Source organism: Zobellella aerophila (assembly GCF_039539325.1).
GTDB classification, from domain to species: Bacteria; Pseudomonadota; Gammaproteobacteria; order Enterobacterales; family Aeromonadaceae; genus Oceanimonas; species Oceanimonas aerophila.
The window spans coordinates 616,492-642,323 of sequence record NZ_BAABCX010000001.1; the positions used below are offsets into that span (position 1 = coordinate 616,492).

General features: G+C 60.8%; 22 protein-coding genes. 15 read left to right on the top strand and 7 right to left on the bottom strand.

The window, feature by feature from the left end:
• The first annotated feature begins 337 nt into the window (after positions 1-337).
• The 5 genes from ABD806_RS02840 to ABD806_RS02860 all read left to right on the top strand — a co-directional run bounded on the left by ABD806_RS02840 (position 338) and on the right by ABD806_RS02860 (position 5,230).
• Positions 338-934 (top strand): NADPH-dependent FMN reductase, encoded by a 597-nt coding sequence (locus ABD806_RS02840; RefSeq protein ID WP_344954499.1) that lies wholly within the window; start codon positions 338-340, stop codon positions 932-934.
• Between the two features lie 171 nt (positions 935-1,105).
• On the top strand, positions 1,106-2,926 hold the full coding sequence (locus tag ABD806_RS02845) for a C1 family peptidase (RefSeq protein WP_344954501.1): 1,821 nt from the start codon (positions 1,106-1,108) through the stop codon (positions 2,924-2,926).
• A gap of 81 nt (positions 2,927-3,007) precedes the next feature.
• Positions 3,008-3,499, top strand: a complete 492-nt coding sequence (locus tag ABD806_RS02850) for a gamma-glutamylcyclotransferase family protein (RefSeq protein ID WP_344954503.1) — start codon at positions 3,008-3,010, stop codon at positions 3,497-3,499.
• 219 nt (positions 3,500-3,718) lie between these two features.
• Positions 3,719-4,681: a ribonuclease Z gene (locus ABD806_RS02855; RefSeq protein ID WP_344954505.1), complete on the top strand. Its 963-nt coding sequence runs from the start codon at positions 3,719-3,721 to the stop codon at positions 4,679-4,681.
• Positions 4,682-4,735: 54 nt separating this feature from the next.
• Positions 4,736-5,230 carry a hypothetical protein gene (locus tag ABD806_RS02860; RefSeq protein WP_344954507.1) on the top strand — a complete coding sequence of 165 codons (495 nt, stop codon included), beginning with the start codon at positions 4,736-4,738 and terminating at the stop codon, positions 5,228-5,230.
• Between the two features lie 3 nt (positions 5,231-5,233).
• On the opposite strand, the gene ABD806_RS02865 is transcribed toward ABD806_RS02860, so the two are convergent.
• The gene (locus ABD806_RS02865) at positions 5,234-6,091 is read right to left on the bottom strand and encodes a PA4780 family RIO1-like protein kinase (RefSeq protein ID WP_344954509.1); all 858 of its coding nucleotides are present in this window, start codon (positions 6,089-6,091) and stop codon (positions 5,234-5,236) included.
• Positions 6,092-6,268: 177 nt separating this feature from the next.
• On the opposite strand from ABD806_RS02865, the gene ABD806_RS02870 reads away from it, so the two are divergent.
• Positions 6,269-8,119 carry an SLC13 family permease gene (locus ABD806_RS02870; protein ID WP_344954511.1) on the top strand — a complete coding sequence of 617 codons (1,851 nt, stop codon included), beginning with the start codon at positions 6,269-6,271 and terminating at the stop codon, positions 8,117-8,119.
• A 49-nt stretch (positions 8,120-8,168) separates the two neighbouring features.
• Positions 8,169-9,065 carry a dienelactone hydrolase family protein gene (locus ABD806_RS02875; protein WP_344954513.1) on the top strand — a complete coding sequence of 299 codons (897 nt, stop codon included), beginning with the start codon at positions 8,169-8,171 and terminating at the stop codon, positions 9,063-9,065.
• 81 nt (positions 9,066-9,146) lie between these two features.
• Here the strand turns inward: ABD806_RS02875 and ABD806_RS02880 are convergent, their stop codons facing one another.
• The 4 genes from ABD806_RS02880 to ABD806_RS02895 all read right to left on the bottom strand — a co-directional run bounded on the left by ABD806_RS02880 (position 9,147) and on the right by ABD806_RS02895 (position 13,274).
• Positions 9,147-9,779, bottom strand: coding sequence for an MBL fold metallo-hydrolase (locus ABD806_RS02880; protein WP_344954516.1), 633 nt, complete (start codon positions 9,777-9,779; stop codon positions 9,147-9,149).
• 52 nt (positions 9,780-9,831) lie between these two features.
• Positions 9,832-10,926 (bottom strand): tRNA 2-selenouridine(34) synthase MnmH, encoded by a 1,095-nt coding sequence (mnmH, locus tag ABD806_RS02885; RefSeq protein ID WP_344954518.1) that lies wholly within the window; start codon positions 10,924-10,926, stop codon positions 9,832-9,834.
• The gene (gene selD / locus ABD806_RS02890; RefSeq protein ID WP_344954520.1) at positions 10,919-11,956 is read right to left on the bottom strand and encodes a selenide, water dikinase SelD; all 1,038 of its coding nucleotides are present in this window, start codon (positions 11,954-11,956) and stop codon (positions 10,919-10,921) included. The genes mnmH and selD overlap by 8 nt, the downstream gene beginning before the upstream one ends.
• Before the next feature lie 124 nt (positions 11,957-12,080).
• Positions 12,081-13,274: a class I SAM-dependent methyltransferase gene (locus ABD806_RS02895; protein WP_344954522.1), complete on the bottom strand. Its 1,194-nt coding sequence runs from the start codon at positions 13,272-13,274 to the stop codon at positions 12,081-12,083.
• A gap of 47 nt (positions 13,275-13,321) precedes the next feature.
• Here ABD806_RS02895 and yccX point away from each other — a divergent pair, with 47 nt between their 5' ends.
• Complete coding sequence (gene yccX / locus ABD806_RS02900; protein ID WP_344954524.1) at positions 13,322-13,630, top strand: acylphosphatase; 309 nt, start codon at positions 13,322-13,324, stop codon at positions 13,628-13,630.
• A 39-nt stretch (positions 13,631-13,669) separates the two neighbouring features.
• Here the strand turns inward: yccX and ABD806_RS02905 are convergent, their stop codons facing one another.
• Positions 13,670-15,190: a fumarate hydratase gene (locus ABD806_RS02905; RefSeq protein WP_344954526.1), complete on the bottom strand. Its 1,521-nt coding sequence runs from the start codon at positions 15,188-15,190 to the stop codon at positions 13,670-13,672.
• Positions 15,191-15,315: 125 nt separating this feature from the next.
• On the opposite strand from ABD806_RS02905, the gene pabB reads away from it, so the two are divergent.
• The 3 genes from pabB (at position 15,316) to ABD806_RS02920 (ending at position 18,862) form a co-directional block, all read left to right on the top strand.
• On the top strand, positions 15,316-16,683 hold the full coding sequence (gene pabB / locus ABD806_RS02910; RefSeq protein ID WP_344954528.1) for an aminodeoxychorismate synthase component I: 1,368 nt from the start codon (positions 15,316-15,318) through the stop codon (positions 16,681-16,683).
• Positions 16,680-17,243, top strand: coding sequence for a CoA pyrophosphatase (locus tag ABD806_RS02915; protein WP_344954530.1), 564 nt, complete (start codon positions 16,680-16,682; stop codon positions 17,241-17,243). Before pabB ends, ABD806_RS02915 begins: the two co-directional genes overlap by 4 nt.
• A gap of 236 nt (positions 17,244-17,479) precedes the next feature.
• The gene (locus tag ABD806_RS02920) at positions 17,480-18,862 is read left to right on the top strand and encodes an L-serine ammonia-lyase (RefSeq protein ID WP_344954532.1); all 1,383 of its coding nucleotides are present in this window, start codon (positions 17,480-17,482) and stop codon (positions 18,860-18,862) included.
• Between the two features lie 268 nt (positions 18,863-19,130).
• On the opposite strand, the gene metG is transcribed toward ABD806_RS02920, so the two are convergent.
• Complete coding sequence (gene metG, locus ABD806_RS02925; protein WP_344954535.1) at positions 19,131-21,401, bottom strand: methionine--tRNA ligase; 2,271 nt, start codon at positions 21,399-21,401, stop codon at positions 19,131-19,133.
• On the opposite strand from metG, the gene apbC reads away from it, so the two are divergent.
• From apbC to ABD806_RS02945, 4 genes are all read left to right on the top strand, one after another.
• Positions 21,362-22,477 carry an iron-sulfur cluster carrier protein ApbC gene (gene apbC, locus ABD806_RS02930; protein WP_344954537.1) on the top strand — a complete coding sequence of 372 codons (1,116 nt, stop codon included), beginning with the start codon at positions 21,362-21,364 and terminating at the stop codon, positions 22,475-22,477. The two genes, metG and apbC, sit on opposite strands and share 40 nt — an antisense overlap.
• A 115-nt stretch (positions 22,478-22,592) precedes the next feature.
• On the top strand, positions 22,593-23,237 hold the full coding sequence (gene udk / locus ABD806_RS02935; protein ID WP_344954539.1) for a uridine kinase: 645 nt from the start codon (positions 22,593-22,595) through the stop codon (positions 23,235-23,237).
• 21 nt (positions 23,238-23,258) lie between these two features.
• Positions 23,259-23,840, top strand: a complete 582-nt coding sequence (gene dcd / locus ABD806_RS02940; protein WP_344954541.1) for a dCTP deaminase — start codon at positions 23,259-23,261, stop codon at positions 23,838-23,840.
• A gap of 22 nt (positions 23,841-23,862) precedes the next feature.
• Positions 23,863-25,788, top strand: a complete 1,926-nt coding sequence (locus ABD806_RS02945; RefSeq protein WP_344954543.1) for an AsmA family protein — start codon at positions 23,863-23,865, stop codon at positions 25,786-25,788.
• The last annotated feature ends 44 nt before the right edge of the window (positions 25,789-25,832 follow it).

The window sequence follows — 25,832 nt, forward strand, 5'->3', positions numbered from 1 at the left end:
TGGGCTGTTGCTTGGGTTTGCTCATGGCTGGTTACCTGGCTGGTTGATAAGCAGCAGGGTAAGACCCGGCATCCGGCTACCCTACCTTTATGTCTACTTCTTGTTTCGCCAACCTGCCAGCGGCGAGGCCGTTTTTCGGCAGGACCAAACCCGGGCTGTTCCCTTGCCCCAGAGCAGCACAGTTTGTGCTCTTCATCCCCATGCGATGGTTTTTTCTCTTAAGCTTTACATTGAAATGACAGCGAACGAGCGGGTGAACGCCGCTGCGGTGATGTCTCTTCCCTCCCGACAAAACAGGCAAAGGAGTACGGCCTGCCCCGGTAAACAGGAGTATGTGATGAAAAATATTAAGATTGTGACCATATGCGGAAGTGTGCGTCCGGGTAACTACACCGCCATGGCCCTCAAGTTAGCCCTGGACGAGTTTAGCAAGATGCCCGGGGTGGAGGTGATCTCCATTCGGCTGGAGACATTGGATCTGCCGTTGCCGGGTATGCCCCCTAAAAACCCCGCCGCTATCGAGCAGTTTCAGCAGACGGTCGGGGCCGCGACGGGGGTGCTTTTGGCTTCGCCTGAATACCATGGCGGGATCAGCAGTCCGATGAAACTGGCTATCGACAACCTTGGTTTCCCGAGCATGCTGGCCGGCAAGCCCGTCTCCTTGCTGGGGGTGGCGGCGGGGGTGATTGGCGCCATCAAGTCCACCGAGCAGCTGCGGGCGATCTGCGCCCATATAGGAGCGGTGCCGCTACCCCTGGCGATATCGATTGCCAGGGTGCAACAGGTGTTCGATGCGGACGGCCGTTGTCTGGACGCTGACACGGAAAAATACATCCGCCGAGCGGCGAGCAACCTGCTCGACTACATCAATGATGCGGTATGCCCGAAAATCAGCCTCGAAGCCATACTGCGCGGCCAGACAGCAGAAAGCTGAGACGGCACGAATGGCAAGATGGATGTCCTATATGGAATGTACCCATGGCATTCAATGCCTCTATCAATAAGGCGGGTGGCGGAGCAGTGATCGGCGTTTATCGCGCCATCTTAATTACGGATAAACTGACTTATATAAAGCTATCGATTGGCTTCCAATCAGGAGATAGGTATGTCCAGTTATCCTCCCAAAGCCTCCCTGAATGTCGTGGCGGATGCCCCCGACCTGCGAGACCGTTATTACGAGCCGACACTGGCTCCCTTGAAAGATGTCATCCATCCCCCGGGTAATCTATACATTCTCGACCAGGGCAAAGAGGGGGCCTGTACCGGCTTTGGTCTGGCGGCGACCATCAACTTACTCTACCGCTTCCAGAATAAGAATCACAAAGTCAGCCCACGCATGCTCTACGAGCTGGCCAGGCGATACGACGAGTGGCCGGGAGAAGATTACGAAGGCTCCAGTTGCCGGGGAGCGATAAAAGGCTGGAAAAATACCGGAGTTTGCCTGGAGGGTCTGGCGCCCTATGGGGAGTGTCAGGGAGATTTCATTATCACGCCGGAGATCTCGGAGGATGCCAGGAAGCGAACGCTCGGCGCCTATTACCGGATCGGGCCGGACATCACCGACTTTCACGCCGCCATTAATGAAGCCGGCGTCATTTACGCCTCGGCGAAGGTTCACAATGGCTGGTACGCTCCCGTTGAAGATCAAGACGGAGAAGCGTATATCCCCGAACGAGACGGCATTATCGGTGGTCATGCGTTCGCTATTGTCGGTTACAACCCAAAGGGCTTCTGGATACAAAACTCCTGGGGCGAGGATGATTGGGGCAAGGGTGGCCTCGCACTCTGGCTTTATTCCGACTGGGCAAAGCACATCATGGACGCCTGGGTGGTGCAGCTGGCGTTGCCCACGCCACAAATATTTTCTGCCAGTGTTTCCGTCGGGGCTAAATCCGCCACCAATCGGGGCGCATCCATGGGGTCGGTACCGAGGCAACAAATAGAGGAACATTTTGTGCACCTCGATGACGGTGCCTATCACGATAAAGGGCGCTACTGGAGCAATCGCGATCATATGGCGCTGGTGCAACACCATCTGAAAACACGCCGATTTGAGCATATTTTACTGTATGCGCACGGCGGGCTGAACAGCGTCAAAGCCTCGGCGAGGCGTATTGCGGCGATGAAAGACGTGTTTCTTGAAAATGGAATTTATCCATTTCATTTTATGTATGACACCGGCCTGGCCGAAGAATTAAAGGATATCATCATCGGCAAGAGGGATGACGCGGACATGATAGCGGGCGGCATCAGCGATTGGTTTGATCGCCGCATTGAAGATCTGACCCGCAAGCCCGGCCGGGCCCTCTGGCGTGAAATGAAATTTGGCGCCAGAAAACCCTTCAGCACAAAGAACGCCGACGGTACCGATGTGCTCGACAGAATCATCACCAGCCTTCGCGCCCTGGACCGCGACATCAATATCCATCTGCTTGGCCATTCGACGGGCGCCATCCTCCAGGCTCACCTGCTGACTCGGGCAATCTCGCTTTTTCCTGATCTCACCGTGAGCACTTGCTCGCTGCTGGCCCCGGCGGCCACCAAGGAGTTGTTCGATTCAGAGTTCCGGCCTCTGCTGGAAGGCAAGCACATTCAAAACCTGTGTATTTACAACCTCACAGACAAGTTGGAACAGGACGACAACGTAGCGAAAATTTATCAAAAATCGCTGCTGTATCTGGTTTCCCGTGCCTTTGAGGAAAATACCCTTGCGCCCCTGCTGGGCATGCAGAAATACAACAGCCTTATCGAGGTGGATGGTTTTCCTGTCGAGTTTGTCTACAGCCGGGGAAGGAAGAGCGGGCGCAGCACCAGCGAGAGCCACGGTGGATTTGATAACGATCCTCATACACTGAATGATGTGTTGAAGCGTATCTTAGGAAAAACCCCCAAGAGAAAATTTACTGCCGAAGATCTGACGTATTGATCAGCAACGCCAGCCAGTCGTTGTCTGTACATAGTCCTTCAACCATGGCTGGTATTAATTTATCAGTATTTTCGAGGCGCGATGAAGTATTTTGCCTATGGTTCCAATATGTCGCTGGCCCGGCTGCGCGAGCGGGTGCCGAGTGCCCGGAAAATGGGCACCTATACACTGCGAAGGCATGTGCTGAGGTTCCACAAGCGCAGCCGGGATGGCTCGGCCAAATGCGATGCCTATGCAACCAATGAGGACGGAGACTATGTCCTTGGCGTTTTGTTCGACATCAGCGAAGCCGATAAAAAGGCACTGGACGGCGCCGAGGGGCTGGGCCGGGGCTATAACGAAAAGAAGGTTATCGTTGTCGGTCAAGATGGCAGTGTCGTCCTCGCCATTACCTATTACGCCACCCATATCGATGACGCGCTTGCTCCTTATTGCTGGTACAAGACGCATGTATTGCTCGGTGCCAGGGAGGCCGGCCTGCCGACAGCCTACATCCGGCAGATCGAGGCGGTTGCCGCGCTGGAAGATCCGGACCGGGAGCGTGAGCGCAGGGAGCTGGCGATATACAGTTAACGAAGTTTGAGGTCACCTGCGCTGGATAACGGCTGCGAACATTCACCGGATGTTCGGTCCGTTATCCAACTCGGTGCAGGCAGTAAGCTGCCCCGGAGGCTCTGCTGGCCGTCCATGGCGCAGAAGGTCGGCTTGGAAGTCAACAAACCCCGTTAACCAACAGGCATTACCCCTGAAGACGGCGGATCATGTAATTAAGTGATCGGTATAAGGCGGATTATGGACATTATCTTTTTGGGCACCTCGTCGGGTACGCCCACCAAGACCAGAAACCTGTCCGGTGTTGCGCTGAGGAAGGCAGGCTCAAAGCCTTGGTTCCTTATTGATTGTGGTGAAGGAACCCAGCATCGCCTGCTGCATACCAATTTATCGTTAAACAGCCTGCAGGCGGTCTGCATCACCCATGTACATGGCGATCATTGTTATGGCCTCCCCGGGCTGCTGGCGAGCGCGACCATGTCGGGGCGCAGCGCAGCCCTGACCATTATCGGCCCCGCCGCCATCCGGGAATTTATTGAAGCCACACAAAAAGCTACCCAGCTGAGGCTTTCTTACCCGGTTAACTTTGTCGACGTGGCGGGGATGTCGGGCGTATTTGACGGTGATGGGTTCGACATCGACGCCGTGGCCTTGTCCCACCGGGTGCCCTCGTTTGCCTATGTTTTTGTTGAAACGGGCCTGTCCCGCAAGCTCGATGTAACCAGATTGAAAGCAGATGCTATCGAGTCCGGGCCTGTGTGGGGACAGCTCCAGCGAGGTGAGGACGTGATACTGCCGGATGGTCGCGTTATTTGCAGCCGCGACTACCTGCTTGAGGTACGCAAGCCGCGAAAAGTCATTATCTCCGGTGATAACGACACCCCCGCCTTACTTGCCGAAAGCGCGAAATCGGCCCATGTGCTTGTGCATGAGGCAACCTATACCGAAGCCGTCGCCGAGAAGGTCGGTGCAGGGCCCCGGCATAGCTCGGCAAAGGCCGTCGCTCAATTCGCGGCAGAGGCGGCTATTGCCAACCTGATATTGACCCATTTCAGCCCGCGCTATAAGGATAGCGGCGGATCCGGGCTCACCATCGGGGATATCGAGCTGGAGGCAAGGACATGTTACGCCGGCAACCTGTTGCTGGCTAACGATCTAGACATGTTTCATCTCGACAGGGCCGGAACCCTGATCAGGCGATAACAGGGGGCTTGCTATAATCAACGCACGCACCAGCCTCGCATGCACGGGAGTCAAATGAACAAAAAGCTTGCCTACCTAAGCGACAGATACCATGAACGGCTGTCCAGGCTGAGCTATATCGAGCAACAAGGTGCCACCCTGCTTATCGTTGCCACCGTCATCATTATCGCCGTGGCGCTGATTGCCATTATCCAGGCTGGCGTACTCTTCCATCCTGCTCACCCAGTCGGCTGGCTTAGGTTGATCTCGCTTCTGCTGGCCGTGTTTGCACTGATCTGCGCCTGGGGTCATGCCTTGCTGACCTGGCGCAGCGGCGAGCGCTGGGCCCTGCCGGTTGAGCGGAAAACACTGGCCTGTCTTGATGCTGAAAATGCGGAAGAGGCCAGCCGGCACCTCTGTGATGATCATCTTGATGCCGTCGAAAGGCTGGCGGGTGAGCTGACCAATAAACAGCGTTTTCTCGGTTTTGCGGTGGAAGAGCTTACCCTGAGTGCTTGGCTGCTCGGTCTGTCGGCGGCACTGAGTATTTATAGGATCCTCTCTGAATAACCTTCAATCCGGCTGCCGGGCTTCGTGCATGCGCGCCTGGCGGGCCTGCTCTTCGGCCATGGCCGCCTTGATTTCTTCCAGCACCGAGTCGACATCGGCGGCTTGGGTACTTTCTTCAAACAAGCCGGTCAGGGCGACCTCGGGGTGTAATTCGCCCGCTTCGAACAGCGCCCACATTTCCTTGGCATAGCGGCTCTCCAGCAATTCGGGGGCGTACTGGCCGTAGTAGCTGGTCATATTGTTCACATCCCGCTCCAGCATCCACTGGGCATGGTTATTGGCGGCCGCATCCACCACCTGGGGCAGATCGATAATCACCGGCCCGGACTCATCCACCAGCACGTTGAACTCCGAAAGATCCCCATGGACCAGCCCGGCACAGAGCATGCGCACCACGTACCGCATCACTAGGGCGTGATCTTCCCGGGCCTGCTCGGCAGACATGGACACGTCGTTCAGGCGCGGGGCTACCAAACCCTCGTCATCGGTGATCAACTCCATCAGCAGCACACCGTCAAAGCAGCCGTAGGGCTGGGGGACGCGCACCCCGGCCGCTGCCAGGCGGTAGAGGGCGTCTACCTCGGTATTCTGCCAGGCCTGCTCCTGCTGGTCGCGACCGAATTTGGAGCCCTTCTCCATGGCCCTGGCCCGGCGACTGTTACGCACCTTGCGGCCTTCCTGGTATTGCACCGCCTGCTTGAAACTGCGTTTGCTGGCCTCTTTGTAGACCTTGGCGCAGCGGATCTCGGCGCCACAGCGCACCATATAGACGGTGGCTTCTTTGCCGCTCATCAGCTGGCCGATGACCTCATCGATCAGGCCTTCATCAACCAGGGGTTGGATTCGTTTCGGAGTTTTCATAGCGCCCTTATACCCTAGTTGGAGCCGGGATGGAATACGGCGAGGGGATCTTCCGCCGTTGGTGGGGCCGACGGGTTCGGGCCGTGGTTTGTGGGTGAAGTCGTGCCCCGGGTCAGAAACCCGGCCTACACTGTGACTGTGCGGGCCGATGCCCGGATGCATCCTGTTGGAGCGCCTATGACCGTCGAACAACTGATCATTATTGCCGTGCTGGTGGCGACCATGGCCATGCTCCTGTGGGGGACATGGCGACACGATCTGGTGGCGCTGGCCGCCCTGCTGGTGTGCGTGCTCACCGGCCTGGTGCCGGCCGAGGAGGCGTTTGCCGGTTTTGGCCACCCGGCGGTGGTGACCGTGGCCTGTGTACTGGTGTTGGGATATGGCCTGCAGAAAAGCGGGGCGGTCAATGTACTGGCGCAGCGGTGCCTGCCTGCAGCAAAGGGACCGACCCTCAGCATACTGACGCTGATCGGCCTGGCGGCCTTGCTGTCCGGCTTTATGAACAATGTCGGTGCCCTGGCGTTGCTGATGCCGGTCGCCATGCAGCTCGCCGCCAGCCAGGAATTGCCGCCGGGCCAGGTACTGATGCCCCTGGCCTTCGGCTCCATCCTGGGGGGCATGACCACGCTTATCGGCACACCGCCCAACCTGATCGTCTCCGGATTCCGGGCCGAGGCCGGGATGGGCAGTTTCGCCATGTTCGATTTTACTCCGGTGGGCCTGGCCGTGGCGGCTGCCGGGGTGGTCTTCGTCGGCTTGGTCGGCTGGCGGCTGGTGCCGGTGCGCAAACAGGCGGATGCCGGCAGTTTTGACTCCGCGGCCTACCTGAGTGAGGTGCGCATTGTCGAAGGCAGCAAGGCGGTCGGCATGAGCCTGCGCGAGGTCGAGCGGATGCTGGATGAAGCCGATGCCCAGATCGTCGGCCTGGTGCGCGGGGAGGTGCGTATTCCCGTGCCCAATACCCGGCGGTTATTGCAGGCCAGCGATATCCTGGTGATCGAGGTCGAGCCCGAGTCCCTGGTCCTGGCGTTGTCCAGCCTGGGTCTCAAGCTGGAAGGGCAGGAATCCGCCAACGAAGAAGATGAACAAAACGGCAAACGGAGGGATGGCCCCCGGCCAGCGCACCAGGACTTGCCCGATGAAGAAAACGGCGAAGAGACATCCGGCTCAGACGAGGTGGAGATCCAGGAACTGGTGGTGACGCCCACCGGCCTGCTGGTCGGTCGTTCGGCCACCGACATTGAGCTGCGCTCCCGCTATGGCATCAACTTGCTGGCCATTTCCCGCGAAGGAAGGCATTCGATCAAGCGACTTCAATCGGCACCCGTGCAGGCCGGGGATGTGTTGCTGGTGCAGGGCAGCCCCGAGTCCCTGTCAGGTTTTGCCGCCGAGTTCGGCTGCCTGCCCCTGGCCGCCCGCGATATCCGGGTACCGGAGGAGGGGCAGGCACTGACCGCCGCCCTGATCATGGCGGTGGTGGTCGGGGCGGCCGCCCTGGGAGTGCTGCCTGCGGCCATCTCATTCGCCATCGGGGTGTTGGCCTATGTGGCATTGAAGCTGGTGCCGCTGCGCTCCATTTACAGCGCCATCGACTGGCCGGTGATCATGCTGTTGGGCGCCATGCTGCCGGTGGCCGATGCCATGGCGACTACCGGCACCGCCGATATGCTGGCGCAGCTGTTGCTGGACAAGGCGGCGCAGGGGCAGGCGGTGATTGGGCTGGTGCTGCTGCTGGTGGTGACCATGTTCCTGTCTGATCTGATGAACAATGCGGCCACGGCGGCGGTGATGTGCCCGATTGCCATCAGTACCGCCGCCCAACTCGGAGTCAGCGCCGATGCCTTCCTGATGGCCATTGCGGTCGGTGCCTCCTGTGCCTTCCTTACCCCCATCGGCCACCAGAACAATACCCTGATCCTGGGGCCGGGGGGATTTCGCTTCGGAGATTACTGGCGGCTGGGCCTGCTGGTGGAGCTGATCGTCATCCTGGTCAGCGTGCCCATGCTGCTGTGGGTGTGGCCGCTTTGAGACCGATGGGCTGCTACACTCAGTTTGGTATAGATACAGGAGCAAGCACATGAGCAAGCAACGGAATGTCCCCATGATCCCGGCCAAAGCCTTTGAGCTGTATGATCGATACGCCCACGGTTTTATTGACCGCCGCCAGTTTTTAACCGGCCTGGGTCGGGTGGCGGTGGGCGGGATGACGGCCTGGGCGCTGTTTAACGCCCTCAAGCCCGATTATGCCCGGGCCCAGCAGGTGTCTTTCAACGATCCTGATATCCAGGGCAGCTACCGGGAGTTCGACTCACCGGAAGGGCACGGCAAGGGACGCGGCTATCTGGTTCAGCCCCGTGAGCTGTCACAGCGGGTCGGCACCGTGCTGGTGGTGCACGAGAACCGGGGGCTCAACCCCTATATCGAAGATGTGGCCCGGCGCCTGGCCAAAGCCGGGTTGATCGCCTTTGCGCCCGATGCCCTCTATCCGCTGGGCGGATATCCGGGCAATGACGATGACGGCCGGGTCCTGCAGCAACAACTGGATGCCGGCAAGGTGGTCGCCGACTTTTTCGCGGCAGCCCGTTTCCTGAGCGCCCTGGACGGCGGCAACGGCAAGTTGGGGGTCGTGGGTTTTTGCTTCGGCGGCGGCATGGCCAACAGGCTGGCGGCCGAGCTACCGGAGCTGATCAGCGCCGCCGTCCCTTTTTACGGCATGGCGCCGGACCTTGAGACGGTCGCCGACATCAGGGCTGCGATGCTGGTACAGATGGCCGAGAACGATGAGCGTATCAACGCCCGATGGCCGGCCTATGAACAGGCGTTGCAGCAGCATAAGGTGCGTTACCAGGCGTTTACCTATCCAGGCACTCAGCACGGCTTTCATAACGACTCCACGCCCCGTTATCATCCGGAGGCGGCCGAGCTGGCCTGGTCCCGGACCCTGGGTTTCTTTGCCGAGCACCTGGGTGGGTAGCCGGCCATAACCTGTGGGCGCGGGGACAGGCCCAAGGCCGGGCCTCCCACTTGATACTCATCCGAACTTACAGACGCGGTATTACCGCAAATACGGGTTGTTGAGCCGCTCCTCGCCGAAGCTGCTCTCCGGGCCGTGGCCGGGGACAAAGACGATGTCGTCGCCGAGCGGCAGCAGGGTATGGGTGATGGCGTCGATCAGCTGCTGGTGGTTGCCCCGGGGGAAGTCGGTGCGGCCGATAGAGCCGTTGAACAGCACATCGCCGACAAAGGCCAACCGCTGTGCCTGATGTACAAACACCAGGTGGCCAGGGGTATGGCCGGGACAGTGATAAACGACCAGGCTCTCCTGGCCGACCCGGACGGTGTCGCCGCCCTCCAGCCAGCGGTTAGGGCTGAAGGGCACCACGGGCGGAAAGCCGAACATCTGGACCTGCTGCTCGAGCATGTCGATCCAGAAGGCGTCCTCCCGCTGAGGGCCGATCACCGGCACCCCTGTGCCGGCCGCCAGCTCACCGGTGGCGCCCACATGATCCAGATGGCCGTGGGTGAGCAGTATGCTTTCCAGGAGCAGACCGCGTTCTTCAATCTCGGCCAGCAGCCGCTCGGTTTCGCCGCCGGGATCGATCAGCGCCGCCTTATGGGTGGCGCTGCACCACACCAGGCTGCAGTTCTGGGCGAAAGGGGTGACGGGCAGGGTAACTCGGTTCAGCATCGATTCACTCTTTTTTTAACATAATGTCATGCTCGGCGTAGTCTGCATAGCATCAGGCGGAAGGCAGAGTTCGGGCCTCGGGCTGGCTGGCCAGCCACTCGGCCAGCTCATCCGCCTCGCCACGCCGGACAATACGCGACTCCTTCTCCGCCAGGTGGCGGTGGTAGATGGGGTCGTAGTAACGTGTCAGCAGCTCGGCAATCCACTCCCGGTGGCCGTCGCTGCCAAAGCCCTTGGCCTGTTGGGCCAGGGCGTCATCCATGATGTGCGACAACCGGCGCCATTCCCGGTCACCCAGGCGCTTGTAGAGGCGTTTCAGGCTGTCCTGCAGATAGTCGCCGAGACGGACCATATCCTGATGGAAATGGGTCAGCATCAGATCCACGTAATCGTACTGGATTTGCCTGACCCGCTGTTCGAAGGGGACTTCGAGCACCAGCAGCGGCGCTTGCTGCATCTTCCGATAGAGATCCAGGGGCAGGGCACAGCGGCCGATCATGGCGCTTTCGTCTTCCACCAGCCAGCCGTCAATGCCGGCCCGCCGCTGTTTGAGCCGGGCGATGGCGAGGCGATTTTCAAAGTTAATAGGGGTCGGCTGGGGTTCTCCCCAGTGGCCGAAGCTGGAGCCGCGATGGTGGGCACAGGCTTCCAGATCCAGGGCCAGGGGGGTACGCGACAGCCAGTCGGTTTTGCCGCTGCCGGTGAGCCCGGCCAGTACAAACCCCGGCCCCTCGAAGCCCTGTTCGATAACGCCGAGCAGATGCCGGCGCAGCGCCTTGTAGCCGCCCTTGACCCGGGAGACGGGGCGGCCGGCCTGGGCTAGCCAATGTTGAACGGTTTCGCTGCGCAACCCGCCCCGGAAACAATAGATGACCCCGTCCGGATGCCGGGTCAGCCAGTCCATCCAGCCCTGCAGCCGTTGTTCGCGCAGCTCGCCGGCCACCAGCCGGTGACCCAGCTCGATGGCCGCCTGCTGGCCCTGTTGCTTGTAACAGGTGCCGACCCGGGCACGTTCATCATCGGTCATCAACGGCAGGCTGCTGGCCAGGGGAAAGGCGCCCTGGCTAAACTCCACCGGGGCGCGCAGATCGAGCAGGGGGATATCCTCGCCCAGCAGCCGGCCGTAATCGTCAACCAGTTCAGTCACCACGCACCTCGATGCGGTTGGCGCCCGGCTCGGTCAGCTCGCCGATGGCTTTCAGCTTCAGGCCAAATTCGGCGGCAGCGGCGAGAAACTCGGCCTCGGCCTGGGGGCGGACCGCCACCAGTAGGCCGCCGCTGGTCTGGGGATCGCACAACAGCCGCTGCTGGCGCACGCTCAGCGAACCCAGCTTGTGGCCGTAGGCGTCCAGGTTGCGCAGGGTGCCACCGGGTACGGCGCCGGCTTCCAGGTAATGATCCAGGTTGGGCAGCAGCGGGATGCGCGCCATCTCCAGCCGGGCACTGACGTTGGCGCCTTCGCACATCTCCAGCAGGTGGCCCATCAGGCCAAAGCCGGTGACATCGGTCATGGCGCTGACGCCCTCGAGCAGGGCAAAGGCCTGGCCCGGTTTGTTCAGCTGGCACATCAGCTCCGGCGCCAGCTGGCTGTCCTTGTCGCGCAGCACGCCTTTTTTCTGGGCGGTGGTGAGGATGCCGATCCCCAGCGGCTTGGTGAGGAACAGCTTGTCGCCGGCCGCCGCGGTATCGTTGCGCTTGAGGCGTGTCAGCGGTACCTGGCCGGTCACCGCCAGGCCGAAGATGGGTTCGGGGGCGTCTATGCTGTGGCCGCCCGCCAGGCTGATGCCGGCGTCATGGCAGGCCTGGCGGCCGCCGTCGATGACATGCTGGGCAATTTCCGGCGGCAGCTTGTCCAGCGGCCAGCCGAGGATGGCGATGGCCACCAGGGGCGTGCCGCCCATGGCGTAGATGTCGCTGATGGCATTGGTGGCGGCGATGCGGCCAAAGGTGAAGGGATCATCGACAATCGGCATGAAGAAGTCGGTGGTGGAGATGATGCCCATGCCGTTGCCGATATCGACCACGGCGGCATCGTCCCGGCTGCCGTTGCCGACCACCAGGCTGGGGTCGTTAAAGCTGGGCAACTGGCTTTGCAATATGGTGTCCAGTACCTTGGGGGAGATCTTGCAGCCGCAGCCGGCGCCATGGCTATATTGGGTCAGACGAATCGGTTCCACTTGGGCTCCATGGATCTTGCTTGGGGTAAGCTCCCTATACTAATCGCAATGGTGACAAAGCGCATTAACCAAGGGAGGTGTTTGCGGGCACATGCGGGTCCGGTGGCTACCGGACCCGCAGCGGTTACCAGGCCTTGACCACCAGGCCCTTGAGGTAATGACCTTCCGGGTAGGCGGTGCCGATGGGATGATCGGCGGCCTGATTGAGTCGCTCGAGGATTTGCGCGTCCCGGCCGGCATCGAGGGCGGCGTCGGCGACGATTTTCTGGAACAGATCCGCGGTCAGTAGCCCTGAACAGGAGAAGGTAAGCAGGATACCGCCCGGGTTCAGCAACTGGAACGCCAGCATGTTGATGTCCTTGTAGCCGCGGCAGGCGCCGTTGAGCTGGGCCTTGTTCTCGGCGAACTTGGGCGGGTCCAGCACGATCACATCGAAACGCTCTCCCTGCTCCCGGTATTCCCGCAGCAGCTTGAACACATCGGCCTGCTCGAAGCGGGCCCGGCTCAGATCCAGGCCGTTGAGTTCGGCGTTTTGTTGCGCCAGGGCGAGGGCGGACTCGGAGACATCGGCGTTGATCACCTCTTTGGCACCCCCCTGCAGGGCATAGACGCCGAAGCCGCCGGTATAGCTGAAGCAATTCAATACCCGCTTGTCTTTACAGTAACGGCCGGCGATGCGGCGGTTGTCTCTCTGATCCAGGTAGAAGCCGGTCTTGTGCCCCTGCTCCACGTCGATCAGGATGCGCACGCCGTTGTTTTCCTCGATCACCAGCGGCTGGGGAGGCAGGGTGCCCGCCAGCAGGCCCTTGCGCTCCTTCAGGCCTTCCTTCTTGCGCACCGCGACATCGGAACGCTCATAGATACAGGCGTCGGGATAGAGGGCTTGCAGCGCCTCGACGATGACAGGCCGCCAGCGTTCGGCGCCGGTGCTCAGCAACTGGCACACCAGCACATTGGCATAGACATCTATGGTCACCCCGGGCAGGCCGTCTGACTCGGCCGCGCACAGCCGGTAGCCGGTGAGGCCCTGCTCTTCGATCAGCGGCTGGCGGCCATCTTTGGCGCGGGCCAGGCGGCGGTAAAAGAAGTCGCCGTCTATGGTTTCGTCCTGGTCGAAGGTCCATACCCGGGCACGGATCTGGGATTGCGGAGAATAAAAGCCTCGGGCCAGCCATTTGCCGTTATGGCTGTAGATGTTGATGGTGTCGCCGGCATTGGGTTGGCCTTCCACCCGCTCGACGGCGCGGGAGAACACCCAGGGATGGCGGCGGAGCAGGGATTTTTCCCGGCCGGCGGTAAGATAGATGGCTGCGGTCATACTTATGGTGGCTTTGCTGATAAAGGGCCACAATTCTAGGGTGTGGCTTGGCAAAACACAAACGGGGAGCCGAAACCATGATGGCGAAGGTGGCGAAAAAAATCTGGGTCAGCGGTCTGGTGCAGGGGGTGGGGTTTCGTTATTACACCCAGCGCCAGGCAGAAATCCTGGGGGTCAGCGGCTATGCCCGTAACCTGGCCGATGGTCGGGTCGAGGTGGTGGCCGAGGGAGAACGGCACAATGTGCAGCAGTTGGTGGACTGGCTGGCGGGGGGAGGGCCGTCCCATGCCCGGGTTGATGCCCTGGAGCAGGAGGAGATAGCGGTCGCTGATTATGCCGGCTTCGATACCCACTGAGCCGGGGGCAGGGCTGCCCCCGGCTGTTTGCCAGTGCTGTTAGCCGGCCAGTTTGCCGTCCAGTTCTTCGATACGGGCCTGCCAGATGGCCGGGCCGCTGACGTGGGCGTTGTGCCCTTCGCTGTCAACCGCCACCGTGACCGGCATGTCTTCCACCTCGAATTCGTAGATGGCTTCCATCCCCAGATCTTCGAAGGCCAGCACCCGGGCTTTCTTGACCGCCTTGGCTACCAGGTAGGCGGCGCCGCCCACCGCCATCAGATAGACGGCCTTGTGCTGCTTGATGCTCTCGACGGTGGCCGGGCCGCGCTCGGCCTTGCCCACCATGCCGAGCAGGCCGGCCTGTTCGAGCATCATATCGGTGAACTTGTCCATCCGGGTCGAGGTGGTGGGGCCGGCGGGACCCACGGCCTCGTCGCCGATGGCATCGACCGGACCCACGTAATAGATGAACCTGTCCTTGAAGTCGACCGGCAGCGGCTCGCCGTTCTTGAGCATTTCCTGGATGCGCTTGTGGGCGGCGTCGCGGCCGGTAAGCAGTTTGCCGGACAGCAGTACGGTTTCACCCATCTTCCATTGGGCGATGTCGTCGCGGGTCACGGTATCCAGGTTGACCCGGCGTACGTTCTCGCCCACTTCCCAGGTGACTTCCGGCCAGTCTTCCAGCTTCGGCGGGGTCAGTTCGGCGGGGCCCGAGCCGTCCAGGTGGAAGTGCACATGGCGGGTGGCGGCACAGTTGGGGATCATCACCACCGGCTTGGAGGCCGCGTGGGTGGGCGCGGACTTGATCTTGATGTCCAACACCGTGGTCAGGCCGCCCAGGCCCTGGGCGCCAATGCCCAGCTTGTTGGCTTTCTCGAAGATTTCCAGGCGCAGTTTTTCTTCGGTGGTCTCGGCGCCACGGGCTTTCAGCTCGTGGATATCGACCGGGTCCATCAGCGATTCTTTGGCCAGTACCGCGGCCTTTTCGGCGGTACCGCCGATGCCGATGCCGAGCATTCCGGGCGGACACCAGCCGGCGCCCATGGTCGGCAGGGTCTTCAGCACCCACTCGACGATATCGTCGGAGGGGTTGAGCATGACCATCTTGGACTTGTTCTCCGAGCCGCCGCCCTTGGCGGCGATGGCCACTTCCACATGGTCACCGGGCACCATCTCGACATGCACTACGGCCGGGGCGTTGTCTTTGGTGTTGATACGGCGACCGGCGGGATCGGCGACAATAGAGGCGCGCAGGGGGTTATCGGGGTTGTTGTAACCGCGGCGTACGCCCTCATCCACCATTTCCTGGACCGTCATATCGGTTTCCCACTGCACCTGCATACCGATTTTAACGAAACAGGTGACGATGCCGGTATCCTGGCAGATGGGCCTGTGGCCTTCGGCGGACATGCGCGAGTTGATCAGGATCTGGGCGATGGCGTCTTTGGCGGCCTGGCTCTGCTCTTTGTGGTAGGCTTCTTCCATTGCCTTGACGAAGTCGAGGGGATGATAATAGGAGATGTACTGTAGGGCGTCTGCGACTGAGTCGATAAAGTCCTGCTTCTTGATAATGCTCATGGCTTCCTCATGGGTTATCGGGCTAGCTCTGTGTTGTTATAAGCCCCGCTATGATACGCTTTGCCGCCCTTGCCTGCCAACCTGTGCGCCAGGCGAACTGCCAAAACTGTCGATTGGATTACATAATGTTGCAAATTCATAGCCAGCCCTTCACCGGCTCGGTACATGATTTCTTTGCCCCTATCGCCCACCTGCCCTGGGCCATGTTGCTGGAGTCGGGCACCCTTGAGCGTGCCGACAGCCGTTTCCATATTATCAGCGCCGCGCCCCTGGCCACCCTGGTGACCCGGGGCGAAACCACCCTGATCGACTGCCAGGGAAAGCAGGAGACCTCCCCGGATTCCCCCTTTACCCTGCTGCAAGGGCTCCAGCAACGCCTGCTGGGCCGGCTCCAGGCCCCGGCGCAATGGGCCCATCTGCCGTTTCTGGGCGGTGCCCTGGGGCTGTTCGGTTACGACCTCGGCCGCCGTCTGGAGCGGCTGCCGAGCCTGGCTGCCGATGAACTGGCCACCCCGGACATGGCGGTGGGTATTTTCGACTGGGCCTGGGTTATCGATACCCAGACCGGCCAGGCCCATCTGCTGGCGCTGGGGGATGAAGCGCAATTGCATGAGCGGCTGGCCTGGTGGCGGGCGCAACGGGTAGCGCCGGCGCAGCCGTTCCGGCTCGAGGGGGGCTGGCGGGCCAATCAGGACTATGACGACTATCGGGCCAACTTCGAGCGGGTGCAGGCCTATCTGCGTGCCGGCGACTGCTATCAGATCAATCTGACGGTGCGCTTCGATGCTCCCTTCAACGGCAGCGCCTGGCAGGCCTATCGTCACCTGAGCGCCCATAACCGGGCGCCGTTTTCCGCCTTCCTGCAGCTGCCAGAGGGGGCCGTGCTGAGCCTGTCGCCGGAGCGTTTTATTGAGCTCGACGGCCGGCGGGTGGAAACCAAGCCGATCAAGGGCACCCGGCCCAGGGGCAGTTGCCCAGCCGAGGACGCGGCCCTGGCCGCCGAGCTGGCCGACGCCCCCAAGGACAGATCCGAAAACCTGATGATAGTGGATCTGCTGCGCAACGATATCGGCCGGGTCTGTGTACCCGGTTCGGTCAGGGTGCCCAGCCTGTTCGCCATCGAGTCCTTTCCGGCGGTTCACCACCTGGTGTCCACCATCACCGGCGAGCTGCAGCCGGGGCTGGACGGCACCGATCTGCTGGCGGCCACCTTTCCCGGCGGCTCCATTACCGGGGCGCCCAAGGTGCGGGCGATGGAAATCATCGAAGAGCTGGAGCCCCATCGCCGCCATGCCTATTGCGGCAGCATCGGTTATATCAGCAGCCATGGACGGATGGACACCAGCATTACCATCCGCACCCTGATGGCGGAGCGAGACCGGCTGTATTGCTGGGCGGGCGGCGGTGTGGTGGCCGACTCCCGGGTGACCGATGAATATCAGGAGTTATTTGATAAACTGGGCAAGATACTTCCCGTCCTGGAGGAACTATGACTCGGGCAGAGCTGTTGGCCCGTTTTAACCTGTTGCCGCCGCTATCCGATCCGTTTTTGCCCGCCCATGCCCAGGCGGCGGCCGTGCTGCTGCCCCTGCAGGAAGGCGAGCGGGGCCTGGAGCTGATACTCACCCGGCGCAGCCGCCATCTGCGCCATCATCCGGGGCAGGTCAGCTTCCCCGGCGGGCGGGTGGAAGAGACCGACATCAGCCTGTGGCACACGGCCCTGCGGGAAAGCGAAGAGGAAATCGGCCTGGATCCGAGCCTGTGCCAGCCGCTGGGCCGGCTGCGTGCCCAGTATACGGTCTCCGGCTTTGCGTTGACGCCCTTTGTCGGGCTGGTGGATGCCTCCGCCCGTTTTACCGCCAATCCCGCCGAGGTGGAGGAAGTCTTCCAGGTGCCGCTCGAGTATTTGCTCGACCTCAGGCGGCATCATCTGTTTACCCTGCGTCGCCGTGGCCGGCTGCACACCGTCTGTTTCATCCGCTGGCAAGGGATCTGGGTATGGGGCATTACCGCCGCCGTGCTGCATCAGTTTGCCCTGCAGGTCGCCAGATAAGCCTCCCATCTTAGATACCCACCCAGGCTACAACGGGTATATTGCCGGCCCGGGGGGACTCTCTGGCCGTCGGTTCCCATGTTCCATGTTTCCTGTCCCTCCTTCTTCCATCCCGGATTTGACATTTCGATCACATCTTCAAAAAATCTTGTTGGGTTGTCGCTAAAAAAAATCTACAATCATTCAATATAAGTTGAATGGCTGCATTCAATACCTGTTGTGCTTGGAGTGATCAGATGATTAGCGTGTTCGATATGTTCAGTATTGGCATTGGCCCTTCCTCTTCCCATACCGTGGGGCCCATGCGGGCGGCTCATGCCTTTGTTCAGGCTCTGGCAGAGCAGGATAACTTGACCCGGGTTACCCGGGTCGAGGTCGAACTCTTCGGTTCTCTGGGCCAGACCGGCATCGGTCACGGCACCGGCAAGGCGGTGATCATGGGCCTGGCCGGCTTCGATCCCGAAAGCGTCGATGTGGAAATGATCCCCGGCTTCCTGGCCGAGGTCGATGCCAGTCAGACGCTGCTGCTCAACCAGAGCCACAGGGTCGAGTTCCCGCGCACCGGTGCGGTTACCTTCCATCGTCGCAAGACCCTGCCGCTGCACAGCAATGGCATGACCTGCCGGGCCTTTGTGGGTGATGAGCTGCTGAGCGAGCAGTCCTATTATTCCATCGGTGGTGGTTTCGTGGTGAAAGCGGAAGACTTTTCCGACACCAAGAGCCAGGCGGAAGCCGCGCAGGTCGCCAATCCTGCCCCCTATCCCTTCAAGAGTGCCGCCGAACTGTTGCGCCTGTGCCGTGAGCACGGCATGTCGATCAGCAGCCTGATGATGGCCAACGAAAAGGTCAACCGCAGCGAAGCAGAGATAGTGCAGGGGCTGCGCGAGATCTGGGCGGTGATGCAGGCCTGTGTCAAGCGCGGCTGCAAAACCGAGGGTATCCTGCCCGGCGGCCTCAAGGTCAGGCGTCGTGCGCCTTCGCTTTATCGCCGCCTGACCAGCGAATCCCAGTACAACAAGGATCCGCTGAGTGTGATGGAATGGGTGGATCTGTTTGCCCTGGCGGTCAACGAAGAAAATGCCGCCGGTGGCCGGGTGGTGACGGCGCCGACCAATGGTGCCGCCGGTATCATTCCCGCCGTGCTCCATTACTACGACAAGTTTGTGCAGCCGGTGGACGACGATGCCTTGGTGCAGTATTTCCTGACCGCCGCCGCCATCGGCATCCTGTATAAGGAAAATGCGTCCATTTCCGGTGCTGAAGTCGGTTGCCAGGGTGAGGTGGGTGTTGCCTGCTCCATGGCGGCCGGTGCCCTGACCGCCGTGGTGGGCGGTACCATCGATCATGTGGAAAATGCCGCCGAAATCGGCATGGAGCACAACCTGGGCCTGACCTGTGATCCGGTCGGCGGCCTGGTACAGGTGCCTTGCATCGAGCGCAATGCCATGGGCTCGGTCAAGGCCATCAATGCCAGCCGGCTGGCCCTGCGTGGCGATGGCGACCACAAGGTATCCCTCGACAAGGTGATCAAGACCATGCGCGACACCGGTATGGACATGAAAACCAAGTACAAGGAAACCGCCCGTGGCGGCCTTGCGGTGAATATCATTGAATGTTGATATGAAGCTTTAAGTCGTAAGCGGTCAGCAACAAAGAGCCCGGAGATCCGGGCTTTTTTATGGTGCGCCTTGTCTTGGGATTCGTTGCTTATCCCAACCTAGGGCTAATGATGTTGACTATGGCAGCGGCGACCTCGCCGCGATTGGCTTTGGTCTGCGGGCTATCGGCCGGGGGGCCTCCTGCAAAAAAGATAAGGTCTTCAGAAATCAGAAAGCCCGGAAGAACCGGGCTTTCTACTTCCAGCATACCGCTTTCAGCTTCGAAGGGTTATTTGATGCGCATCCCCGGCTGGGCGCCGTCGTGGGGCTCGAGGATCCACAGGTCCTTGCCGCCCGGGCCGGCGGCCAGCACCATGCCCTCGCTCATGCCGAAGCGCATCTTGCGCGGCGCCAGGTTGGCGACCATCACCGTCAGCTTGCCTTCCAGCTCTTCCGGGTTGTAGGCCGACTTGATACCGGCGAACACCTGGCGGGTTTCGCCGCCCAGATCCAGCTGCAGGCGCAGCAGCTTGTCGGCCTGGGGTACCGCTTCGGCCTTTTTGATCAAGGCCACCCGCAGGTCGACCTTGGCGAAGTCATCGAAGCTGATGGTGTCACCGATGGGGTCGTCGGCCAGCGGGCCTGTGGCCTTGGCGACCTGGGCCTGTTCGGCGACCAGATCCTCTTTCGAGGCCTCGATCATGGCGACGACCTTGTCGGCGTCGATGCGGCTGAACAGGGCGCTGAACTTGTTGACCTTGTGGCCCAGCAGCGGCTCGGCCACCGTCGCCCAGCTCAGTTCGCTGTCGAGGAAGGCCTCGGCCCGCTCGGCCAGTTGCGGCATCACCGGCTTGAGGTAGGTCAGCAGCACCCGGAACAGGTTGATGCCCATAGAGCAGATGGCCTGCAGCTCGGCGTCCCGGCCTTCCTGCTTGGCGACCACCCAGGGTGCCTTGTCATCTACATAGCGGTTGGCCTTGTCGGCCAGCGCCATGATCTCGCGGATGGCGCGGCCGTACTCGCGCTGTTCGTAAGCCTGGCCGATACGTTCGGCGGCATCGGCAAACTCCGCATACAGTTCCGGTTCGGCGCATTCGGCCGACAGGGCGCCGTCGAAACGCTTGGCAATAAAGCCGGCGTTGCGCGAAGCCAGGTTGACCAGCTTGTTGACCACGTCGGCATTGACCCGGGCGACGAAATCATCCAGGTTCAAGTCCAGATCGTCGATGCGGTTGGACAGCTTGGCGGCGTAGTAGTAACGCAGGCACTCGGGGTCCAGGTGTTCCAGGTAGGTGCCGGCCTTGATAAAGGTGCCCTTGGATTTGGACATCTTGGCGCCGTTGACGGTGACATAGCCGTGCACAAAGATATTGGACGGCTTACGGTAATCGCTGCCTTCCAGCATGGCGGGCCAGAACAGGCTGTGGAAGTAGACGATGTCCTTGCCGATAAAGTGATATAGCTCTGTGCTGCTGTCTTTGCTCCAGTACTCGTCGAAGCTCAGGTCGCCGCGCTTGTCGCAGTAATTCTTGAACGAGCCCATGTAGCCGATGGGGGCATCCAGCCAGACATAAAAATACTTGCCCGGGGCATCGGGAATTTCAAAGCCGAAGTAGGGTGCGTCGCGGGTGATGTCCCACTGCTGCAGGCCGGACTCGAACCACTCGCCCATCTTGTTGGCGGTTTCCTCCTGCAGGGCGCCGGAGCGGGTCCAGGTCTTGAGCATGCCCTCGAATTGGGGCAGGTCGAAGAAGAAGTGCTCGGTTTCTTTCATCACCGGGGTGGCGCCGGATACCGCGGACTTGGGATTGATCAGCTCCACCGGGCTGTAGGTGGCGCCGCACACTTCGCAGTTGTCGCCGTACTGATCTTCCGCCTTGCAGCTGGGGCAGGTGCCCTTGACGAAACGATCCGGCAGGAACATGGCTTGTTCGGGGTCGAACAGCTGGGAGATGCTGCGGCTCTGGATAAAGCCATTGGCCTTGAGCTTGCCGTAGATCAGCGCCGCCAGCTCCCGGTTTTCCGGGCTGTGGGTGGAATGATAATTGTCGAAACTGATATTGAAGCGATCGAAGTCGCCCTTGTGCTCCTGCTGCACGGCGGCAATCATGGCCTCGGGATCCACCCCCAGTTGCTGAGCCTTGAGCATGATCGGGGTGCCATGGGCGTCGTCGGCACAGATGAAATGGACCTGATGACCACGCATTCGCTGGTAGCGAACCCAGATATCGGCCTGAATGTGCTCCAGCATATGGCCAAGGTGGATCGAGCCGTTGGCATAGGGAAGGGCGCAGGTGACGAGAATCTTACGTGGATCGTTGACCATAATTTCCATCTTGTTGAATGAGTTGAATGAATCGCGTGGGACCTCGCATGTTACCCGAGATTGTCCGGCTGGCCAAGGAGTGGAGGTCGGGGTGTGGCTCACCGGGACTGTCCGTGATTTCATGTGTCCCAGGCATATAATTGCGCCGCCAGGCGGTATTAAGCCGGGGTGAGCGTTTCGTCGGCCCGGGCTTTTTGGTAGAGTGCAGGCAAGTATACCAGCAGGTAGCAGCATCGATGATAAAAGAGCAAATAACCGCCAGGCTTGAGCATTTCAAACCCGAATACTGGCAGAAAGATCCGGTGAGCGCCGGTTTTGTGCGGGCCATCGAGATGGCCGACGGCGTTCTCAGCATCCGCCTGGTGCTGCCCTTTGCCGACACGGCTGTGCTCGACAGTCTGAAGAGCCTGGATGACGAGCTGTGCCAGATAAGTGCGGCCCATGCGGTCAACTGGGATCTGCGCATCGATGTGGCTACCCTGGCCCGCGCCAACGAGGCCCAGGGGATCGGTGGGGTGCGTAATATCATCGCCGTGTCATCCGGCAAGGGCGGGGTCGGCAAGTCGACCACGGCGGTCAACCTGGCCCTGGCCCTGAAGCGCCAGGGGGCACGGGTCGGCCTGCTCGACGCCGATGTCTATGGTCCTTCCATCCCCATGATGTTGGGCGTGGCCGATGCCAAGCCCCACAGCGATGACGGTAAGACCATGGCGCCGATCCAGGCTCATGGACTGGTGGCCAACAGCATCGGCTTCCTGGTCGGTGCCAACGATGCCACCGTCTGGCGTGGTCCCATGGCCAGCAAGGCGCTGACCCAGATCCTGCGGGAAACCCGCTGGGGTGAGCTCGACTACCTGGTGGTCGATCTGCCGCCGGGGACCGGCGATATCCAGATCACCATTTCCCAGCAGGTACCGACCACCGGTGCCCTGGTGGTGACCACACCTCAAAACGTGGCCCTGGCCGATGCGGTCAAGGGCATCAACATGTTCGGCAAGGTCAATATCCCGGTACTGGGGGTGATCGAAAACATGAGTTATCACCAGTGCAGCCGGTGCGGTCATCAGGAAGCCTTGTTCGGGGAGGGCGGCGGCGCCCGGGTCGCCGGCGAACAGCGGGTCTCCCTGCTCGGCCGTCTGCCGCTGGATGTGAATATCTGCCGGCATATGGACTTGGGCACGCCGACCGTGGTGGCCGACCCGGATGGCCATATTGCCCGGGCCTATCTGGATATCGCCGCCCGGGTGGCGGCCGGTTTGTATTTCGCGGGTAAGCCCATTCCCACCAGCTTATATACCAAGTTGGTATAGCGCCACGGGGCCCTCGTGCCCTGTGGGTTCCGGCCACGCCCGCTTGTCTTTTGAGGAGCGGCGTGGCCGACTCGTTATCATTAAGCCTATCTCGCTGCCATATTTAGAGGTTGTTATGTTAGAGCCAAGCCGCAGCTGTGTCATTATCGGCATTGCCGGTGCGTCTGCTTCCGGAAAAAGTTTGATTGCCCAGACCATCTACCATGAACTGATCGCCGAGCTGGATGCCGCCGAAATCGGGGTGATCAGCGAAGACTGTTATTACCGGGATCAAAGTGAGCTGACCATGGAAGAGCGGCTGAAAACCAATTATGACCATCCCAAGGCGCTGGACCACGCGTTGCTGGCCGCCCAGCTGCAGCGGTTGAGACAGGGACAATCGGTGGATATTCCCCAATATTCCTACGTGGCCCACACCCGTACCTCGGAAACCATCCGCTTCGCGCCGAAAAAGGTCATCATCCTCGAAGGCATACTGCTGCTCACCGATGCCAGGCTACGTGAACTGATGGATGCCACTATCTTTATGGATACCCCGCTGGATATTTGTCTTATCCGTCGTCTGCAGCGGGATGTGGAAGAGCGGGGCCGGTCCATGGAGTCGGTCCTGCAACAATACCGGGAAACGGTCAGGCCCATGTTTTTACGGTTTATCGAGCCTTCCAAGCAGTACGCCGACATCATAGTGCCCCGGGGTGGTAAGAACCGCATCGCCACCGATATGATCAAATCCCGGATCCGCCATCTGCTGATGGATTAATGTTCAGTTTAAGGAGTTGTAATGCGTCTTTGTGACCGTGATATCAAGCTGATGCTGGCCGAGGGCAGGATCCGCATCGTGCCCGAGCCCTCGCCCGAACGCATCAGCGGCGTCAGCCTGGATGTGCTGCTGGGCAATGAGTTCCGGGTGTTCCAGGATCACACAGCCCCCTACATCGACCTGAGTGGCCCCGGTGCTCAGGTGTCCGAAGCCATCAACCGGGTGATGAGCGACGAGATCTTTATTCCCGATGGCGAGGCCTTCTTCCTGCATCCGGGCGAGCTGGCCCTGGCGGTGACACACGAGTCTGTTACCCTGCCGGATGATATCGTCGGCTGGCTCGATGGGCGCTCCTCCCTGGCTCGGTTGGGTCTGATGGTGCATGTGACCGCCCACCGTATCGATCCCGGCTGGTCCGGGCGTATCGTACTGGAGTTTTACAACAGCGGTAAGCTGCCGCTGGCCCTGCGGCCAAAAATGGTGATCGGGGCGCTGAATTTTGAAACCATGTCGGGACCGGCCGAGCGGCCTTACATGAGCCGTTCCAATGCCAAGTACAAGTCCCAGAAGGGAGCGGACGCCAGCCGTATCAATCAGGACTGAAAAACTAAACAGGATAATAACAATGAAAAAATTACTTTATTTTTTTGGGGGGTTGTTACTGCTGGTGGTGCTGGCCATGGTGGTGCTGGTCCAGCTGGTGGATACCGACAGGGTCAAGCGGGTGATGATCGATCAGGTACGGGAGCGGACCGGCCGTACTCTGGTTATCGAGGGAGATATCAGCTGGCGCTTTTTTCCCTCGGTCGGTTTTACCCTGGGTAAGTCCGCCTTGCTGAATCCGGACGGCTTTGCGGAGGGGGCAACATTGTCGATCGGCGAGGCCAGCCTGGATGTGGCCCTGATGCCGCTGCTGGATGATCGCATCGAGATCGGTGAGGCGGTGCTGAACAATGCCCGCCTCCATCTGTTGACCCGGGCCGATGGGGTCAGCAACCTGGATGACTTGAGCGAGCCGGGCCGGCAACCGGGGCAGGCCGCCCCCGCCGGTGACGAACAGCCGGGCAGCGTTTCCCGGCGCTCCCCCTTAAGTTTCAGCCTGGCCGGGGTGCGGGTTGAGAATGCGGAAGTGATATTGCAGGATGAGCGCAGCGACAGCCTGACCCGCATCAATCAGGTCAATCTGCAGCTGGCCCGCTTTGCCCCCGGCGAGTTTGTGCCGGTCAGCCTGTCGGGCGATCTGTTTCGGGATGAAATCCAGGCCAAGATCGACACCCAGGGCCAGCTGCGGCTGTCCCCCGAGTTCGACCGGCTGCAACTTGAGGGGCTGGTGTTGAGCCTGGACGCCCGGGGACGGGTCCTGCCGGGCAATAAGCAGCTGCAGCTGAGCGGCTCGCTGGACTATGTGCTGGCCGACAAAACCGCCAGGATCAGTGACATGCAGCTGGCTCTGGGTGCCCTGGAGGTGCAGGGCGAGCTGTCCGTCAGCCATACCCCGGTACCCGCGGTGCGTTTTGAACTGGCGACCGAGCTGCTGGATATGGACACCCTGATGGCGGAATGGTCGCTGGTGGAGGAGGGCGCAGGCACGGATGAGGATGGAGCACAAGCCGCGGTTCCCGAGGTGCCGGCCACGAACGGCGACAAGTCGGCAGAGCCCGACTTGGGGTTCCTTAAAAACCTGGACTTGTCCGGTACCCTACAGGCCGACAAGGTCCTGGCCCATGGCATGGAGCTTGAGCGGTTGCGCCTGCTGCTGAAAGTGGCGAAAGGCAGACTCAAGGTCGAAGATGCCGAGGCCAGCCTCTACCAGGGGAAGATACAGGCCAGCGGTGAGCTGGATACCAACAAGAGCCCGGTCGCCTTCCGGGTGCATAAACAGCTGGAGCAGGTGGATGCCCGCCAGTTGCTGCAGGCCGCCCTGGATGTCGATCACCTGGCGGGCAGCGCCGATCTGAGCCTGGACTTGCAGGGGCGGGGGCTGGATGCCGACAGCATAAAGCGGAGCCTCAAGGGCAACAGCCAGCTGCACATTCGGGACGGCGCCCTGTATGGGGTGAATATTCCCGCCCTGCTCCGCCGTGGCTATGCCCAGGTGAAGGGGCAGCCGCTGCCGGCGGAGGAGGCGGTGCAAAAAACCGACTTCAGCGCCCTGACCGCGGATTTTATCGTGAGCAAGGGGCTGGTTAGTACCGACAACCTGCAGATGGCGTCGCCCTTGCTGCGCCTGCATGGGGCGGGCAACACCCGCTTGCAGGATAAATCCCTGGATTTTTTGCTGGACACCACCATCGTCGGCACCCTGGAAGGGCAGGATGGTAAACCCATGGACGAGTTGAAAGGCATCACTGTGCCGTTGCGCATTACCGGCACCTATCAGGAGCCTAACTATGGCCTGGATATGCAGCTGGTGTTTGACCGCTATCTGAAGGACAAGGTGGATAAAGAAGCCGAACGCCTGAGCGAGAAACTCGGAGAGAAGCTGGATGAAGAGAAACTCGATAAACTCAGGGAGAAGCTGCCCGGTCTGCTGGATAAGCTGAAACTCTAGTCCGGCACTGCCTGCCGCCCCGAGAGGCCCGTCCCGTCGCGATC